At 47.7% G+C, this 17433-nt stretch carries 13 protein-coding genes; 2 read left to right on the top strand and 11 right to left on the bottom strand.

What is annotated here, in order from left to right:
* Nucleotides 1-113 precede the first annotated feature (113 nt).
* Nucleotides 114-1925, bottom strand: a complete 1812-nt coding sequence (locus tag CRO25_RS14175; RefSeq protein ID WP_079695433.1) for an RNA polymerase sigma factor — start codon at nucleotides 1923-1925, stop codon at nucleotides 114-116.
* 43 nt (nucleotides 1926-1968) lie between these two features.
* Nucleotides 1969-2901 (bottom strand): hypothetical protein, encoded by a 933-nt coding sequence (locus CRO25_RS14170; protein WP_079695432.1) that lies wholly within the window; start codon nucleotides 2899-2901, stop codon nucleotides 1969-1971.
* A gap of 191 nt (nucleotides 2902-3092) precedes the next feature.
* On the opposite strand from CRO25_RS14170, the gene CRO25_RS14165 reads away from it, so the two are divergent.
* Complete coding sequence (locus CRO25_RS14165; RefSeq protein WP_064506464.1) at nucleotides 3093-3266, top strand: CsbD family protein; 174 nt, start codon at nucleotides 3093-3095, stop codon at nucleotides 3264-3266.
* Between the two features lie 160 nt (nucleotides 3267-3426).
* On the opposite strand, the gene CRO25_RS14160 is transcribed toward CRO25_RS14165, so the two are convergent.
* Entirely contained in the window at nucleotides 3427-4434 is a 1008-nt protein-coding gene (locus CRO25_RS14160) for an NAD(P)-dependent oxidoreductase (RefSeq protein ID WP_079695431.1), read from the bottom strand.
* Between the two features lie 147 nt (nucleotides 4435-4581).
* Here CRO25_RS14160 and CRO25_RS14155 point away from each other — a divergent pair, with 147 nt between their 5' ends.
* Nucleotides 4582-5100, top strand: a complete 519-nt coding sequence (locus tag CRO25_RS14155) for a cupin domain-containing protein (protein WP_063568229.1) — start codon at nucleotides 4582-4584, stop codon at nucleotides 5098-5100.
* Nucleotides 5101-5155: 55 nt separating this feature from the next.
* On the opposite strand, the gene CRO25_RS14150 is transcribed toward CRO25_RS14155, so the two are convergent.
* The 8 genes from CRO25_RS14150 to CRO25_RS14115 form a co-directional block, all read right to left on the bottom strand.
* Nucleotides 5156-6220 carry a DUF1835 domain-containing protein gene (locus CRO25_RS14150; protein WP_079695430.1) on the bottom strand — a complete coding sequence of 355 codons (1065 nt, stop codon included), beginning with the start codon at nucleotides 6218-6220 and terminating at the stop codon, nucleotides 5156-5158.
* Nucleotides 6221-6308: 88 nt separating this feature from the next.
* Entirely contained in the window at nucleotides 6309-6968 is a 660-nt protein-coding gene (locus tag CRO25_RS14145; RefSeq protein WP_063568231.1) for a TVP38/TMEM64 family protein, read from the bottom strand.
* Nucleotides 6969-7253: 285 nt separating this feature from the next.
* Complete coding sequence (locus CRO25_RS34145; protein ID WP_306291810.1) at nucleotides 7254-8870, bottom strand: HNH endonuclease; 1617 nt, start codon at nucleotides 8868-8870, stop codon at nucleotides 7254-7256.
* A gap of 591 nt (nucleotides 8871-9461) precedes the next feature.
* Nucleotides 9462-10637 carry an acyltransferase gene (locus tag CRO25_RS14135; protein WP_063567780.1) on the bottom strand — a complete coding sequence of 392 codons (1176 nt, stop codon included), beginning with the start codon at nucleotides 10635-10637 and terminating at the stop codon, nucleotides 9462-9464.
* 250 nt (nucleotides 10638-10887) lie between these two features.
* Entirely contained in the window at nucleotides 10888-12234 is a 1347-nt protein-coding gene (locus CRO25_RS14130; RefSeq protein WP_079695429.1) for a deoxyribodipyrimidine photo-lyase, read from the bottom strand.
* A gap of 27 nt (nucleotides 12235-12261) precedes the next feature.
* A complete protein-coding gene (locus CRO25_RS14125; RefSeq protein ID WP_079695428.1) occupies nucleotides 12262-13422 on the bottom strand; it encodes a response regulator in 1161 nt (386 codons plus the stop codon).
* A gap of 99 nt (nucleotides 13423-13521) precedes the next feature.
* A complete protein-coding gene (locus CRO25_RS14120) occupies nucleotides 13522-16620 on the bottom strand; it encodes an ATP-binding protein (protein ID WP_079695427.1) in 3099 nt (1032 codons plus the stop codon).
* 216 nt (nucleotides 16621-16836) lie between these two features.
* Nucleotides 16837-17259, bottom strand: coding sequence for an SRPBCC domain-containing protein (locus CRO25_RS14115; RefSeq protein WP_079695426.1), 423 nt, complete (start codon nucleotides 17257-17259; stop codon nucleotides 16837-16839).
* Between the last annotated feature and the right edge of the window lie 174 nt (nucleotides 17260-17433).

Here is a 17433-nt window from a genome sequence, read left to right as displayed (position 1 = left end):
GACATCATTTCTTGTTCAAGTATGAACCTATCCTGGCACGAAAGCAAAAAAGACAGAAAGAAGGCCTGACGGATCGTCCTGCCTCCTGATATTTCTTTCACTGTTCGCCAGATCTAATCGTTACATTTCGGCCACACCATAACGATTTCTGGGGAATGCTGATCCATTTCTTCAAGCAACGCTTTTATTGCAACGACAGCAGCTCGCTCTAATTCCTCCACCTCCAGAAGTATCGAGATAGCTTGATCGACCTGAAGCTTCTCGTTTGGCTTTCCGCCTTCAGGAAAAGGAAAACACTGTTTGAGCACGTTTAACCTTTGGGACATGTTTCGATATAACTCTTCCGCCTGAAGACAGAATGGAATCAAGCTGGAATAGCGGGGAATCGAAGCCCACTTCAGACAAAGTTCCCTGAAAAACTCACTTGCATAACGTCTTGCATCCCTCAAAACCGCAATGTTATAAGCGTGACCGTTCGGTTCTACCCTTCTGTATTCTAGGGCTTCTCTCCAGACCGCATAAGCAGCCAGACCACTGACTGTGTTCGACAAGGTATACGGGTCCTCCCCACGATAATGAGCCAAAACATCTGTCAGTGCCGCGCGCAAGTTCATTTCTCGTATCATGCCATCTGATTCCGCTGCCAGTACAAATACTTCCTGATTCACCCCCCGGCCCACATGATCATAGGGAATTGTCACTGATTTAATGAAATCTGTACCGTACAGGGTCCGGGCTGCATCATCATAGCCATAAATCAATCCGAATTCGGGAATATTCAGGTCCCATACTACGGCCGGAATTCCCCTATGAATGGAGTAACGAATCAAGGAGAGGGCCCGAACAAGCCTTGGATTTAGCAACCTTTTCCCCTTCGCTTTCTCCTCTAGCATCGAAGGATCGATCAGATTGGCATTGAGTCCCGCTTCGCTCGCCAAAGCCTCAACCGCATGGGAACGATAACCCATATGGTGCAATCCTCTGATAAGTACCTCTTTGAAGTTATAGGCGGTGGGTCCAGCGATATGTATGTCCTGAGGCAGGATGGTCAGACGAAAAGAAAGTCCACTCATCCCCATAACCATGGGGAGAGATGGAGATGAACCGATATAACCTAACATCTCGTGAATGGATGCTGCTGCCGAGTTCCAGGTTTGGGGAGCCCGAAACGAAAGGGGTTCCTCCAGAATCACTCGATTTTGCCCGAGTGAATTCCACTCTGCCAGCATTTCTTCTACGGATAAATGAATATGAAGCTGCGACACTTTTTTACGTGAACGGGACAGAATTTGATACGCATTGGCACTTGTCAGATTGAATTTACAGGCAATTTCTTGCGGTGACAGCTGCTCCATCCAATACGATGTGAAGACCTGCTGCTCTCTTAAATTCAGACATCCCAGCAGCTTGTAGAGATTATTCCTCATTTCCTGCTGAGCAACAGCTTGATACGGATCATAGCCTGTTTCCTGCGATATCCGTTCGGTGTCATTCAAAAGATGGTTCAGCGTCATGTCGAGCGAGTCTTGATCGCTCCATGAGAGATCATCGGCTCCAAATGCAAGGAAAGAAGAAAAATGTTGTTCACGCTGCTGCTCTCGGCGTTGCATATGTGAGTACGCCTGATTACGCACAATGCGCTGCATCCAAGCCATGAAACGCTCGGCATTCTGAAGCTGCCCCATATGAATGAACGCCCGAATAAGCCCATCCTGTAAAATATCTTCTGCGAGATAAGAATCATGTGTAAGTGCTCGCACATAACGGAACAATTGCCCACGGTAACGGTGAATCAATTCACCAAAAGCCTCTGTATCCCCAGTTTGGGCTCGTTGGATAAGCGCGACATCCGACTCCTTTTGCCGATTCTCGAATGTCTCATCTTCCCCTGGCCTGATATGGCGATTGTCAGCTAATTCATCCATGTGTATCTCCCCTTCTCATAGCCTTGCTTCACTTACAATTACATTATTCCATCTTCAAAATAGCAGCTTCGATCATGGCTTCCGTCTCCGCGAGTGCCACCATGATTGTCGCAGCAGCCTCCCAGTTCCGGGAGACAAGACGGGATTGGCATTCCCCGAATTGGCGGGATTGTGCGTATTTCAAAGCAGAAAGGTCAGGATGGATTGTTTTAAAAAATGACCCATAATCATGGGCACGACGCGCGCCTACTGGCAGAGCAAAATACACATAATGAGCCCACTCATTACCATCGATTGCTCCAGCACGAACCTGTTCCGCCTTATGAAGAATCGCTGAAGCTCCTGTTCGTCCTTCCTGTGCAGCAATATCATGGATCTGTTCTGTAAGCGTTGATTTGAACCAAGTAAAAGCGCGGCGGTTAATCTCCTCCAGATTAGGCTGTTCAATGCGTTCAGGACTCAACCATCGTCGATACACACCGCTGCTCCACGGGAATTCAGACTTCCATGCTTCCTCAAGTTTATCCAGTGTTAGGAAGACATTTGGGAATCCAGCCGGGTCATGCAGGCATATTTCATCGCCCTCCATGCTCAACGCCACTACATAATGATCGCAACCACCCAGGTTGGGAGAGTTGGGATTGTAGACGAGTTTGCCCATATCCAGCGGACCCATCATCACAGGACCCTGCTTCAAAGCCTCTCTTAGCTCATCTACAGGCATCTCTGTACCCGGTGATTGCACACTTTCGCGCACACTAAATCCCAGAATGCTCATCGCTTTGCTGATGGCCAGATCAGGACTAGAGGTACAGTTATCAAAAAAAAGCATATCTTCCTGCGTTCGAAAGGCCCCTAGTGAAAAGCCACCGACTGCTTCAAGCAGACCGGGGTCTACCTTTTCTCCAATGGACGACAGCAGCATTGAAGCTGAATTAGCGTAGCAATATGCACCATTTCCAATATAATTGCTCATATCATAACATCCTCTCATTTCTTTAATGAAGCACGCGGTTATGCAATGCCTATACTTATACTGACTCTTCGTACTGATCATTTCTGACAGAATATCCAGAACAAATTTCTGCCCTTATCACAATAGCAACGTTTAGAATACGGGCATCCCGGTTAATAAGGACTACACCAGAAACGAAGGAGATGTTCGATATGAGTAATTCAACTAGCGATAAAATCAAAGCAGGCGTAAACAAGGCCAAAGGCGAAGTGAAAGATCAGATCGGTAATGCGACTAACAACAGATCCCTTCAGGCTGAGGGCAAGAAAGACAAAGCCAAAGGTGCTGTGCAGGACAAAATTGCTGATGTAAAAAAACATCACTAGATCCATTTGTTAAACGTGAACACGCACGACAATTCGTGCAGTAAATATAGGATCATTGCCCGACCGTCCATACCGGTTGAAAGCCGGGATTCGACGGGGGCGCAAAAAAGCCAAGGAAGGTGTTATTCACTACACCCTTCCCTGGCTTTTTTTGCCCTGGTTAGATAGCCGGAACTGCATATCTCGCCATATCGATAATAAAGCTGCGTGCTTCTCTTGTCGTGTGGTATTCACGGCTGAATTGTCTTACCCATTCGGGATGTTCCTGATACCATCGAAAGGTCTGCTCCAGTCCCTGCTCCAGCGTCGTCTGGGGAAACCATCCGGTCTCTGATCGTAATTTTCCCGAGTGAACGACCAGACTCGAACCTCTGGACTGGGTGGGCTCCTGCTCCCGAATCTCCGCCGTTCCATTAGAAGTATGCAATTGGTGCAAAAGATCTCCGATCTCTTGCATGGTTGTTCCTTGCCCTGTCGAAATGTTATAGATCTGCTGATCTTGTCCATTCAGCATAATCTGTTCAATCGCTCGCAGCGCATCATCTACATACAAAAAATCACGTACAGCTGATCCCTGAATATCCAGAGGAAGGCTGTCCATCATTCGGCCAAAATTACGCGGGATAATCCGGTCCGGCAACTGCCAAGGTCCATAAAGATTGGTTAAACGAAATATTTTTATAGGAAGCTGGTAACATTGAGCGTAGGATCGTGCGAGCATCTCACAGGCTACTTTGGAAGCGGAGTAAGGGGATACCGGAGCATATTCATCGGATTCATGATACACTCTGCCCATCTTCCCTCCGTATACCTCAACAGATGAAGCCAGCACCACGGGAATATGGTGATCGGAAGCGTATTGCAGAATGGCCTGTGTACTGAGGGTGTTGTTACGAAACACTTCTCCGGGGTGATGATACGAATAATCTACGTGTGGCATCGCTGCCAGATGAATAATATAGTCTGTTTCGTGCGGCAAGCTGAATCTGTCCTTCGCGAGATCACAACAGATAAAGGCCATCTCATGAAGTGGAGAGCTGTGAACAAGCCTCTGACAATAATCATCCTGGTCCACCAGGGTGATTCGATGTCCTTTTTCCGCCAAATACTGAGAAAGGTTAAATCCTACAAATCCAGAAGCCCCTGTAATGACAATATTCAAGCACATTCCCCCTTGGATTAATACAACAAGTTACTGAAGAGAGTCTATGTTCTGATTATAACCTTATAGCGATACATTTTGTATCATTTTACAATTGTTTTTTGTTCTTCACCAGAAATAAACGGGTAATGCCATAGAGAGGTGATATTTACGATGAAAGAGGCCATCAACAATGTACAAACGATGTTATTTCAGGACGATGGTGTGATCCCCAATCATCCGATTCTGCCTGTACTTCTGTATAAAGGAATTTGGGCAACAAATTCCGCTCGTGCAGAGTCGTTACTGAACCAAAATGGATGGGGAAACAGCTGGATTAACGGTGTGTTTGATTATCATCATTTTCACAGCAATGCTCATGAAGTACTTGCAGTGGTTAGTGGCTGGGTTGAGCTCATTCTTGGTGGGCAACATGGAAAGGTTGTGCGTCTTCATGCAGGAGATGTGGTCGTATTACCTGCGGGAACCGGACATAAGCGGCTGAGTGCGAGCCGTGATTTCCGCATTGCAGGGGCCTATCCAGGTGGCATGAGCTATAATACCCGAACGGGTGAACCGGGGGAGCGTCCCAAAGTTCTGCGTGAAATTCAGGAGGTTCCCATCCCGGATACAGATCCAGTCTATGGGCAAGAGGGGCCACTATTGGAGTTATGGAATCAGAATAAGACATGAAAGAATAAATGGACTGCTCCGGGATAAAAAAACTACCGGGAACAGTCCATTTCGGTTACTGGGGGAGCCTCACACTGTAGAATCGCATGGCATGTGGCTTCCCTTCCATCTCAAGCCGTCCCTTTATGATCAACTGTCGAACACGGTATTCAATGAATGCGTCTCCGACAGCTTGTTCAAGATGGCCCAGCACCTCACCTACGACGCGGGCTGATTTTATAAACTCGCCAGGCTGTCTCGTTAACGTGACCTCTCTAGCCTTCTGCATAATGTACTCATCAATCGCGTCTTCGGGCACGCTCTGAATCTGGCCATCCTTCATTAATCGCAGAAGTCCTGGCTGTACAGCCAGATTCACCCACTCTTGCTCCATGTGTTTTCGTTCCTCCACAGACAACGGTTCAGCATTCACACAGTGTTGCCACATCGATAACAACTTCTCAGAAAAAATTTCACCTGTTCTAGGAACATCATACTGAACTTCAGAAAGTTTGAATAATTCCTGATATAATGCACCGGTATCGATCAAATAGATAGGCCCCAGCCTTTTACGTAGCAAATGCATGGCATATAAAAGCCCCGTTCTCTCATGAGCATTATTCGCATACCAAATGGTGATTCGCGTATCTTCATCAATTGAACTCAACATGTTGTTTAATTGAAGCAGCTTATCCATGCCTTGGACGGCATAACTTCCATGCTCACCCAAATAAAGTTTCTCAAGTAGCCAGAGGTGCCTGCGGTGTAAATCCGCCTTGTTCGTCAGATCGCCCAATGGACCGATGGCATAGTAGTCATTCATAGAGAAAAACCGCCGCTCCGAGCGACCTGGAACCTTGCCCATCGCAACCTTAATGCTACCTAGTGGCGATTCACCAATCGCTATATGAATTTCACGTGGTATCTGTGCCTTTAATGCCTGTTGCTCCGCTTTCTCCCGGTTCCGATTCTCATCCAATGTCTTAAATATCGACTGTATTTTCGTTGCAAAATGAACAGAATGTTCTTGATCACTGACTGCCATATCTGCGCTGAGATAGAGCGTACGCAATAACGAACGCAGCTCGTCCTCATCCATACGGTACAGCTCCTGATCAAAATCAAAGATATTGTCAATCATGCTTATCCCCCTCCAAACAGTCTAAACCGATGGTTATCTCCGACTAAACCATACAAAATCGAACGTACGTATTTGTATCATCATAAGTTTACGACGAAATAGACTTTCCAGAGGAGTGACTCAGATCATTCATTTCCTCACGATTGGATGAAGAACGGGTAAAATGCCGCTCCAGCTTCCGACTTGCCCAAAGGGATACTGCGATAAACAACAACACGCCGCCCCATCGCACAGGGTGCTCCATAAACTGAGCTACATTGGAACCGATATACGTCACACAGAAGATCATAATGGCTTTGCCAAAACTCACCGCAAGCAGGAAGGACATTAATCTCATCCGCGCAATACCTGCCGCTACATTAATAATGACGAACGGACCAACCGGAAAAATACTCAACAAAAACACATAACTGAACGCATTCCGCCGAATCCATACCATGCTGCGCTGTACACGGGGTTTATTAGCCCAACGTTCCACAAAAGCCGATTTCCCAATCTCCCGTACAATCAGGAACGTAACGGTACAGCCGAGTACCATCCCGATCCATGAATATAAAAATCCTGCCCATAGCCCGTACACCGCTCCGTTAACCCCAACAATGAGCAGTGTAGGCAGCGGGGGCACGAACGATTTCATAAAGGTAAGCAAAATTGCCGGTAAAGGGCCCAGGGAGCGAAACTTCTCCAGCCAAAAACGAATATTCTCTTCCGTAATATAGGACATGATGTCCAAAGATGCCGGGTTCATCTGCTTCCCTCCAATCTATACAGTTCAAATTTACTAAAGATGTGGTGCCCATTATAAAATACATCTGGTAAACGGATGTGAAGTTTCACGACTCACTTCTCCCCAGTATAACGTACATATGAGCGCTGTACCGTTGTCAATTTGAAGAAATTTCACCAGCTGCGCTGAAAAACAAAAAAAGCACACCCGGACCTGTTCAGTCTTGGTGTGCTCTATATATCGGATACCCGCTTGAAATCATTGGTGAACAAGCCTAGGGCAGTATTTGTATTTCGCATAAACCGTTTATTCTAGCTGAGCTTCCTGCATTGCCAATTCATTCAGCTCTTCCTGATGCGCAGCATTCCACTCGGGAATACCGGAACGCATGAATTCCTCGGCATCCATCGCTGCTTTGGACTGGTTGCACAGATTGCAGGCGCAGACACAGTTAAGTGGGGTGGTATGCCCCCCTTTGGCTCGCGGCAGAAGATGGTCAATCGTGTCTCCATACGATCCACAGAAGTAGCAGGTATAGTTATCACGGGTCAAAATAAACCGTTTGAAATCCTTGTTGCTAAACAATCGGCGGATCGTGTACCGATTAACCACAACAGCGGCTTTTTCCTTGACCAACGTGACCGCCAGCTCCATATCCACTTCCTGATGCCAGCGCCGCCCTTTGTCCGTCTTGCCACGCATGCGCACCATGCCCTGCCGATTCGTCCGAAGCGATGACGGATCTTCCGGATCAATCGCTACAGGCACCGCCGGAGTATGACGGCGGGGACGGCTTTCCGTTCCAGCCCCGTGACTGCGGCTGGAATGTGCAGGCGCCCGCTGCCCGGATGATCCGGCACGGGCTGCGTCTTCGCCGCCTGCCTTAGGCGCACGCTCCTTGCGCGCCGGGCGTGGCTTTGACCCGGGCGAGCCTGGCTGGCGCACAGGTGCAGGAGGCGCAGCCTCCATGGCCGTGCCCGGCGCTTGGCCGGGGGCGGGCTTTGCAGCAGCGGCAGGCTGCGCGGCTGCTGCTGGGGGTCCGGCGACCGCGGCATCGCCACGGTCGCTCAGGTTCGGCGCACTGGCCTCAGCTATGCTGCGGGCCTGTCCTGCGCCGGACAGCAGCGCGGCAGCACGTTTGCGGCGCCGCTTGCGTTTGCGCTTGGCTGCGGTCGGCTGATCCGCAGCCCCTGGCTCTGCTGCCGGGCCTTGCGGCTTGGCTAGCAGCAGAGCTTTGGCCGCCGCAATCTCCTGCTCGGCGGCCCGATCCGTGCCAGCGGCTATACGCGCGCGGGCACGCTTCGCAGATGGATCAGCATTCGCTGTATGCGTCTGCGAATCCCTTTCTTGCAGATCAGCCCTCGTCTGCGGCTGATCTACCTTCTCGCTCTCCACCTCAGTTCCGGAGAGCGGCTCCGTTTGCTCATTACCCGACTGCAGTTCTGGGCGCTTCGCCTTTCTCCTCCTTCTCCTCTTCTTGCGGTTGCCCGAAGGCGAAGAAACAGTTGAAGAAGCAACGAAGTCAGCCGTTTCACCCTCCATCGAAGAAGATGAACTTACGGACGGCTTAGACTGCTCGTGTCTTTCTGAAGTAGAAGCAACAGAAGGCGTACTATTTGCTGTATCGACGATCCGTTCTGCTGTATGACTTGCAGATGCAGAAGGCCGTGCAGCCGCAGCACCTTTATGACTCTTTATCGCCTCATCCGTAGGCCGGAGTGAGGTATTATTGTTATCGGCTTGTCCACCGAGCTGACGACAGTGACGACAAGCGCCACGTCTGGCTCCCGGGCCAGCCCGCTTTCCGGTTCTTCGTCGAAATTCGGACAAAGGTCGCTTTTGCCCGCAATACATACATGTCTTGGTCAGTTGCGCTTCATGTTCCGTCATTTCCTGCCGGAAAGGGGCCGAGCCCATCTCCATGTTGTCACCTCGGTTCCGTATGAATCCGGTTTCTTTCTATTGTATCACATCTGCTCGCCAACACACTCATAGCCAGATGTCCCATAGTCTTTTGTCTTGTACTCCTGGGTCTGCCCCACGCATTCGTGAAGGATGTGTTCCACGTATTCCAATATATCTTGCATCGGTTTCCCGCATTGTTCACATGTTGTCATTGTTCTCACCTTAATCCTGTTCTTAAAAGTCAATACATCCATTGAATAAATGAATTTACACTGTTTTACTACGCTGGCAGAACAACCTTCCGATCGCTGTTACCCCCAGATTTCTTTAATCCCCTTTTTAAAAGGTAAAATCCGGTGCTAAAGGCGAGCGCTACGCTTCTTCAGGTTTTTTCTGCCCTCTCCGTTAGTGTGTATTTTTTATTCAAACCTAGATTAGACTTATAAATTATTTAAAATGTGTTCCGCCTTCTCATTACCCTTCGCTTATGAAAAAGAAACATCCGTTCCCCATGTATGAATCTAATCGGCAATCAAAAAAACCGTTCCCCGCTCAACCCTAATGGTCGACCAAGAAACGGTTTATTATTCCTGTATTAGCATAAATATTTTAACGAACGTCGAGTTGTCCCGAGTTTTGTTGTGGTACCAGACGTGGCTTCGGTTTTGGCAAATTGCCGAATATTACCCATGCAAACGGAACAAATCTTGCCGTGAGTCCAACCACAATCCACGATGCGATTAACGCCACACCAAAACCTCCGGCGTACCACAGGTGAATCAGCCAGGATACCCCGGTTTGTGGTGGATAATTCCGATAGATCAACAGGAAGAATGGATGAATCAGATAAATACCGAAGGACAATGCCCCAAGCCGATTGAGCGGCTTAACGATCAGCGATGGCCCTTTACGATAGAGCAGATACGCAATCTGAATGAGCACCAATGCACAGGCGAACGTATGCAGATTCCAGAAAAACTCGTACCACAGCGTGTTATATGTCGCAATTTTCAGGCGCAACAGATAATAAATGTATACATGGCCGAGTCCGGCAAAAATCCATACCGCCCACAGCAAAATCCATGAAACTACACGAGCTTTGGTTGCATTTTCCCGACTAATGACAAACCATTGTTTAATCTTCGGAAAGTATACCCCGATAAATGCACCCAGCATGAAATAAGAGAAGTACGAGAATGCCCAACTTCCCTTGTTCGGCACCTGGAAGCCATATTTATTACTTACGATAAATGCCCACTGAATGAGTAACCCAATCGGTACCGACCATTTGACAACTGAGGGATATTTCTTGAGCAGCCACAATACCAACGGGAATAACAGATAAAATTGCATGTTAATAAATACAAAGTACAGATGCGTATACGCCTTGCCGGTGAACAGTTTTGTTATGAAGCTTACTGCTGATTCTCCGAACGGACGGCCCTGATAATGCGTGAAGTGCAGGATAACAAAATACATTAATGAAAATAGAAAATACGGTAGTAAAATGTAAACAAATCTTTTTTTGTAAAAATTGCTGACCAGCTTCTTATCTAGCGGGCGAGAATAATAGTTATAGAACAGTACAAAACTGCTCATGAAAATAAACGTTGGTGTACCATATTTCATAAAAATATTAATAAAATTGTACAGCCAGTAATACCCTGAACCCGTCATGTCTACCGTCGCATATGAAGTGGAATGCACACACAGCACACCGATGATAGCCATTGCCCGTACGAGATTCAGCTCTGGGATTCGCTCTCTTTTGATTGTTTCACTCATAATTAGCGTTTCTCCTTAATATGTTTCGTTGATATGTCTAAGATGACTTAATACGATAAGCACACTATCTATTAAAAAGCATAAAGCTTAAGATGGGTAGTCCAAATTCTTAAAAGTTCCTAAATATTCAACATGTTTCACAGTCTTTTCATGTCTATATATGTAAAAAAGACCGCTATGACGCGGCCTGCGAGCTTGCTTCGTATCTGTCCAAAATATTGCTGGTTCACTGGGATGAAAATGGTAAACTTCAATGCTGACGACTAGCTAGAATTTGTTTATAGATCTCAATAGCCGATTGTCTTGAGGTTTTCAGATCCACAATGGCATCCTGGCGAGGCTGATGAATCTCTTTGCTATGCAAACCCTTCAGGTCAGGCAGCCATTTGCGGATATAATCCCCTTGGGGATCATACTTCTCTGACTGTGTCACCGGATTGTTCACCCGAAAGTATGGAGCTGCATTCTCGCCAAGTGATGCACACCACAGCCAGTTGCCCCGGTTTTGAATATTGTCATAGTCACGGAGCTTACGTCTGAAATACGCTTCACCCAGCGTGTATGGGCACTGCAGATTTTTGGTAAGAAACATTGCGGTCAGAATACGAAGCCGATTCGGCATATGTCCAGTCTCATTCAGTTCCGTCATCGCTGCGTCGATAATCGGAATGCCTGTTTCGGCCTTGCACCATCGTTCGAAGTGAACCTCGCTGAGCGCCGAAAGATCATAAACTTTTTCATATGTAAAATAATGACTCTCATACACTGCCCGATACAGGTAGAAGTCACGGAAACACAATTGTCTGATCCACTCGTCCGAATGCTCCGTGCGTTTCGCAGCATCGTACATCTTGCGGATGGATACAGCCCCCACAGCTACATAAGAACTGAGCCGGCTCGGTTCATAAGCTTCATATTCATCCCGATGGTCGCCGTAATCGGCAATTCTATCAGATAAAAATCCATCCAACATTAGATGAGGATCATTCAAATCAGATACATCATACGCCAGCAATTGTTGTGGTACCTGGAAGGTCTCTGGCCATTCTATCTGCTGATCACTGACCTTCACCTCTGCAACCGTAGTGGTTGAAGCTGGATTAGGATGCTCATTCATGAATTCCACCCAGCGTCGGTGGAAGGCAGCAAATACTTTATATGGCTCGGACTTGCCCGTAAAATCAGCGAATCCCTTCAAATCCATCAGCAGATGATCCGTCAGCTGCGTAAATGTGACTTCTCGTTCCTCGGTTACCTTGCGTATTCCACGGTCCCGTTCAATTGCATATGGGGTCATATCCCGATGAACTACAACTTCATCTATACGACCTTGCATCTGATCGAGAATATAATCAATCACCTCAGCTGGTTTGCCATAAGCCATGTGCAGCGTACGGCCTGACTTGCGGTACCGCTTACCAAGCTCTACAGCATGCTGTAGAAAATTCACTCCACTATGTTCCTGTTCACGACCTTGCCGCAGCAGAAACGGATCATAGATGAGCACATGCAGACTCTCTGCATCCTGGTGCAGTAAATAATCGAATGCGACCAGGTCATCTGTGCGCAAATCTTTGCGATGTATGAATAACTTCATGCTTCATCCTCCTGCCTGAACTTCTGCCTACTTTGCCGTTAAATCTTTATACAGCCTGCTTGTCTCCGGCTCCGGTTGATGTCCCAGTTCCTCAAGCAGGGTCAGCGTAAATGAATGATATATTCTGAGTATGGCTTGTTGATCATCCATGGATGCACTTACCCTCATCATTAATCGGCAGATTTCTTCGGCATATGGCTCCCGTTCCTGTAGTTCACTCAACTGCTCCATCGCTTCCTTGCCCCGTCCATGCTTCATGTCCCATTCCGCGATATCCATAACCAGTCCTATATACTTACTTCTCAGATCTCTCGCTTTGGCTTGAGCCCAGCGATAATCATGCTCCTCCAGATAGTCACCACGGTAGAGGGGGACGATATCCCGCAGTTGATCGACATTGTCTGATGTAACGTCAGCGTATGCCATACCTTGCTCGAACTGCTCTACATCACTCACCAGATTACCCGATAACAAACGATAGCGGTTCATGTTGTATTCCAGCTTGCCCGTCATGTTCCATTCTTTCAGCAGTTTACGGATCTGATAAACGGAAGTATGCAGATGGGTTAGCCCTTTCTCTTGCGAGACATCCGCCCACAACTTATCGAGCAGAATCTCTTTGCTTACCCAATCCCCTCTATGGTGAAACAAAAAAGCAAACAGTTCTTGCGATTTGGCTGTGCGCCACTTGTGCTTCTCTGCTTCCTGATCCAGGCTTCTGTAAATATCCAGATGTTTAAAAGTAAGCAATCCAGGCAAACGGATATCCAACTCCACAGCCTCAGATTCCTGAACCTCAGCGGTTGCAGCAACCTGAGAGGATGAGGATATCATGCCTGCGGCAATGCGATCGATTGTTTTGGCAAGCCTCGCTGAACTTACCGGCTTCAGCACATAATCCAGCGCCTGAAGTTCAAAGGCTTCAACCGCATGATCGGCGTAAGCCGTTATAAATATAATGCGAATACTGCTGTCCAATTGCTGTATATATTCAGCCGCTTCCAGTCCATTCATTTCCGGCATGCCAATGTCCAGAAACACAACGTCCACACGCTCTTTTGCCAGAAAATCCAGACCGGCACGGGCTGTTGAAAAACACTGCACGGGGGTAATCCGCCCATCCGATCGTAACAGGCGTTCCAGATGAAGCTGCGCCGGTTTCTCGTCATCGATTACAATGGCTTTCATCGCTCTTCCAGCCTCCTGCCGTGAATTATTCAATGGGAATACCGATTATCTTGGCATTCGTTTAATAATCTGTTAACCAAATTCGCCTAACTCGGCCCATTATTTGGAACCATTTTTCTTCTCCACAGGTATGCGAAACCGTATTAGCGTTCCTTTCCCCGAATGACTCTGAATCTCCAGCCCTTGACCATATAAAGACAACAGGCGCCGATTAATATTCTGTAGCCCTACACCTCCAGGACCTTCGATTCGCCCTGAACTTACCTGAGCCAAACGCTCAGGAGGTATGCCTACTCCATCATCCTGTACCACAATGACGATGTGTTCATCCTCCCTGGTAATGCCCAGGTTAACCATGCCGCCTGCAGCACGTTCCATCACCCCATGACGAATCGCATTCTCCACAAGCGGTTGAATACTAAGCGGTGGCAGGTAAAGACGAACATCTGGGTCGATATCATAATGGACCACCAAACGTTCCTCGAAACGTGCTTGTTCCAGATGTACATAGGACTCCACTAACTCCAGTTCCTTCGCTAGTGGAACCAGTTGGTCGCGGTTCTGGAAGTCGAAACTTCCTCGCAAGTAATGACTCAGTTCAATAAGCAAATCGGTCGCTTTATCCGGATTGACGGCGCATGTCGCTATGATGACGTTGAGCGCGTTATATAGAAAGTGCGGTTTGATCTGGGCCTGCAAAAAAGCCATTTCCGTACGAACAACCTCCTGTACCGAGGTACGCATCTCAATTAACGTCCGTACTCTTGCACGCAATTCGCCTGCATCCACAGGTTTGCTCAGAAAATCATTTGCTCCTGCCTGGAATCCCATTTTGATATCCTCTGGCAGCCCGCGAGCTGTCAGCATTAGAATGGGCAACTCGGACAAGGAACTGTTCTCACGAAGCTTACGGCACAGCTCAAGCCCGGACATTTGCGGCATCATCCAGTCTGTAATGACAAGATCAATGGAGGGGTGTTTTTCACGAAGCTTCAGTGCTGCTGCCCCGCTATCTGCTGCAATGACACGGTAACGTTCCGTGGATAGAAGATTGAACAATACCTGTCGATTCACAGGATCATCGTCCACAATCAGAATGGTATGCTCTGCTTCCAGATTATCATCCGTCTCATCCCAATCCATTGCTGCTGCCGTATCCTGCGCTCTTCTTTCTTGGGTAGATACATATTGGGCTGCAACAGGCCTCGAACTCGCTTGCAGCAAAGGAAACTGCACAACTGGCAGGGTAAAATGAAAGGTCGAACCTTCACCTGGCTCCGAATCTACCCAGATGCTCCCTCCGCCAAGCTCGACCAGTTTACGAGTGATACTCAGTCCAAGACCAGTTCCCTCGTTAACCCTCTCACTTGTTCCATTGCCCTGCTCGTAAGACTGAAATATGTCTTCCAGTTTACCTTGGGTGATACCGACACCTGTATCAGCGACAGATACCGTCACCATAGCTCCATCCACACGAGCATAGATACGAATCTCACCCTGCTTCGTGTACTTATACGCATTGCCCAGCAGGTTGTACAGAATCTGCCTTAGGCGATCCTCGTCCGCTTCAACCAACGGCAACGCTGGAGGCCATTGCTGGATCAGTACAACCGGTTTATCTTCAAAGGTAAAACCAGAGACTTCAACAACCGTTCGGGCAACGGATTCGAGGTCCACAGCACTCCGTTTTAATTCAATTTCACCATTTTTGAGCTTGGAAAAGTCCAGAATATCGTTTACCAGCAGCGAAAGCCGCTTTCCAGTTGAGGTGATCATGGACAGATTTTTGGCCTGCTTGGGTGTGACCGCCCCGGCCGCCCCTTCCAGCATCGATTGAGCTATATTAATGATGCCGTGAAGGGGAGTTCTTAGTTCATGGGACGTATTCGCCATAAACTCATCCTTGAGACTGTCGATGGCAAGCAAACGTTCAGACAACGCTTCAACTTCACGGAATGACTGTGCAAACCGAATCGCTGTTAGAATCATCTGTGCAAAGACAAATAACAGCAGCTCATACAGTGCTAGAAATGTCGTATCCACGGTGGTGAAAGCACCAACGGTGTGCAGCACAACCACCATAAATATACTCATCATGCTCATCAGGACATAATGACCGTCATTCGGTTGCTTTTTCAGCCAATGGAGCATCGCTCGCAACGTGTAACCAATCACCACGAGTGAAATTAGCAGCATGGGCAGCTCCAGCAATGAGAACAGAACAGGAGACAATGTAAGACCAACCGCGCATTGGACGAGTACCAAAACCACACCCAAGCGAACAAACCATTGATGGACCGCTCCAGGTACCAGTGCATCCATATAACGGAGCAAGAAATAATACGCAAGAGCCGCGCTGATTAGTTGAAGCCGCAGAATTTCATTATTCGTTAAGAACGGTAACAGGGTTCCCAGCAACTTCTCTCCATGAGTCAATGCGTACAACGCACCGGACAGGCTGAATAATCCCAGATACTGAAGCTCTTTTTCACTGCGCCGCAGCCGGAAGAGCATCAGGAAGAAGGCCGCTGGCAGAATAAATCCGAACAGTGTCATCAGATCCTTGAGCCAGTCCTGCTGTTGGCCTTTCAGAATGCTGTGCTCGTCTCCGAACAAAATGGATGCAACAATGCCGCCAGACGAGTAGCTGTAATTCGATACCTGAATGATAATATCTGCAACGTCGCCATCTATGGAGGTAAATCCCGTAAAAGGCAAATTGAGCTGAATATCGGTATTTTCCGTTGTACCTGGCAGCCCTTTGCCGCCAATCTCTTTGCCATCTATGAATAAACGATGGGCCATGCGGATATTTTGAGTACGTATCCCATAATCGTTCTTCTCTAATCTCGGGGGAATGCGAACACGCAAATGATACGTTCCATAACCGTGCGCCTCTCCAAGAGTTCCATTCCATCGGGATGGGACATGGATGGGGAGAGGCTTGGAAAGTGGCTTGCGTCCGGAGACATCCGCCTCAAAGTCAACGGGTGCCAACAATTGGCCCGGATAGAAATCCCACGTACCATCCAGGGAAGCAGCCCCCTGTCTATCGAAATTCCAGCCGGTCAGGTCCATAACCCCATCATTCGCATGAGGGTTGCCGCGCTCGGTAAATAACGTTTGTACAATGGAACCCAGAGGAAAAACAACAATACATATAAAGCTAATGGTGAGCATAATCCAGTGTTTTCTCATCTATGTAATCCTTCCGCCTCCATGGCGAGAGACGTCTAATTTTGTCGTTTTATACCTATAACTCCATGTTACACGTTTCTGTTGCTGACGGAAATAGTTCTTACATGATATTTTAACGTCAAAAAAGCCACAGGCTCAGCTACCGGAATGCAGACCGGAGTAGGACCTGTGACTTTTTTGAACTTGTTGGCTATCTGTTTTACTTTTCTCGTTTCCTTACGCTTGTCCAACGACCTGGGCCAGTTTCTGCACAATTCCAGTCCATCCCTGCTCCATCCGTTCACGAATGATGGCATGAGCCTGTCCAAATTCAGTCAGTTTGTCCGCGTCCCAGCCACTGTGAATCAAGGTAAAGTCGGTGTCTTGTCCTTGCTCCGTCAGTTCAAACGTAAGCGTCCAGTCCTTACCCCATTGGAATGACAGCTTGCGTGGCGGCTGAACTTCCGTAACTTTACACGGTGATTTTCCGAAGGGTCCAGCTTCCAGTATAAATTCATGCCCTTCCACTGGCTCTAGATTGCTTGGCATAAACCATGATTCCAAGCCTTTTGACCTCGATACAATCCCCCATACTTTCTCCACAGGCGCGTGAAGCAACAGCTGCTCCCGAATATCTGGCAATGCACTTGAAGATTCCATGATATCTCCTCCTAGATATATATCAGTATTTTGCATCATTCCATTTATCGCTCATGGAATTGATGCAAAATCCCCTTTTAACTTATTGTTCGAAATGAAGTGATGAGTGTCAAATAAATTCTGCTAACAACAGGTATTATGGCAGGTACTCTGTTGACCCACTCTCAACCCCAC

This window comes from Paenibacillus sp. RU5M (assembly GCF_900221055.1).
Lineage (GTDB): Bacteria > Bacillota > Bacilli > Paenibacillales > Paenibacillaceae > Paenibacillus > Paenibacillus marchantiae.
The sequence above is the reverse complement of the archived record's forward strand: the minus strand, read 5'-3'. Positions and strand labels throughout refer to the sequence as shown.

Excerpts from the sequence above, each read along its gene's own strand:
- CRO25_RS14175 (WP_079695433.1), bottom strand. The coding sequence starts at position 1,925 with ATGGATGAATTAGCTGACAATCGCCATATCAGGCCAGGGGAAGATGAG.
- CRO25_RS14170 (WP_079695432.1), bottom strand. The coding sequence starts at position 2,901 with ATGAGCAATTATATTGGAAATGGTGCATATTGCTACGCTAATTCAGCT.
- CRO25_RS14165 (WP_064506464.1), top strand. The coding sequence starts at position 3,093 with ATGAGTAATTCAACTAGCGATAAAATCAAAGCAGGCGTAAACAAGGCC.
- CRO25_RS14160 (WP_079695431.1), bottom strand. The coding sequence starts at position 4,434 with ATGTGCTTGAATATTGTCATTACAGGGGCTTCTGGATTTGTAGGATTT.
- CRO25_RS14155 (WP_063568229.1), top strand. The coding sequence starts at position 4,582 with ATGAAAGAGGCCATCAACAATGTACAAACGATGTTATTTCAGGACGAT.
- CRO25_RS14150 (WP_079695430.1), bottom strand. The coding sequence starts at position 6,220 with ATGATTGACAATATCTTTGATTTTGATCAGGAGCTGTACCGTATGGAT.
- CRO25_RS14145 (WP_063568231.1), bottom strand. The coding sequence starts at position 6,968 with ATGAACCCGGCATCTTTGGACATCATGTCCTATATTACGGAAGAGAAT.
- CRO25_RS34145 (WP_306291810.1), bottom strand. The coding sequence starts at position 8,870 with ATGGAGATGGGCTCGGCCCCTTTCCGGCAGGAAATGACGGAACATGAA.
- CRO25_RS14135 (WP_063567780.1), bottom strand. The coding sequence starts at position 10,637 with ATGAGTGAAACAATCAAAAGAGAGCGAATCCCAGAGCTGAATCTCGTA.
- CRO25_RS14130 (WP_079695429.1), bottom strand. The coding sequence starts at position 12,234 with ATGAAGTTATTCATACATCGCAAAGATTTGCGCACAGATGACCTGGTC.
- CRO25_RS14125 (WP_079695428.1), bottom strand. The coding sequence starts at position 13,422 with ATGAAAGCCATTGTAATCGATGACGAGAAACCGGCGCAGCTTCATCTG.
- CRO25_RS14120 (WP_079695427.1), bottom strand. The coding sequence starts at position 16,620 with ATGAGAAAACACTGGATTATGCTCACCATTAGCTTTATATGTATTGTT.
- CRO25_RS14115 (WP_079695426.1), bottom strand. The coding sequence starts at position 17,259 with ATGGAATCTTCAAGTGCATTGCCAGATATTCGGGAGCAGCTGTTGCTT.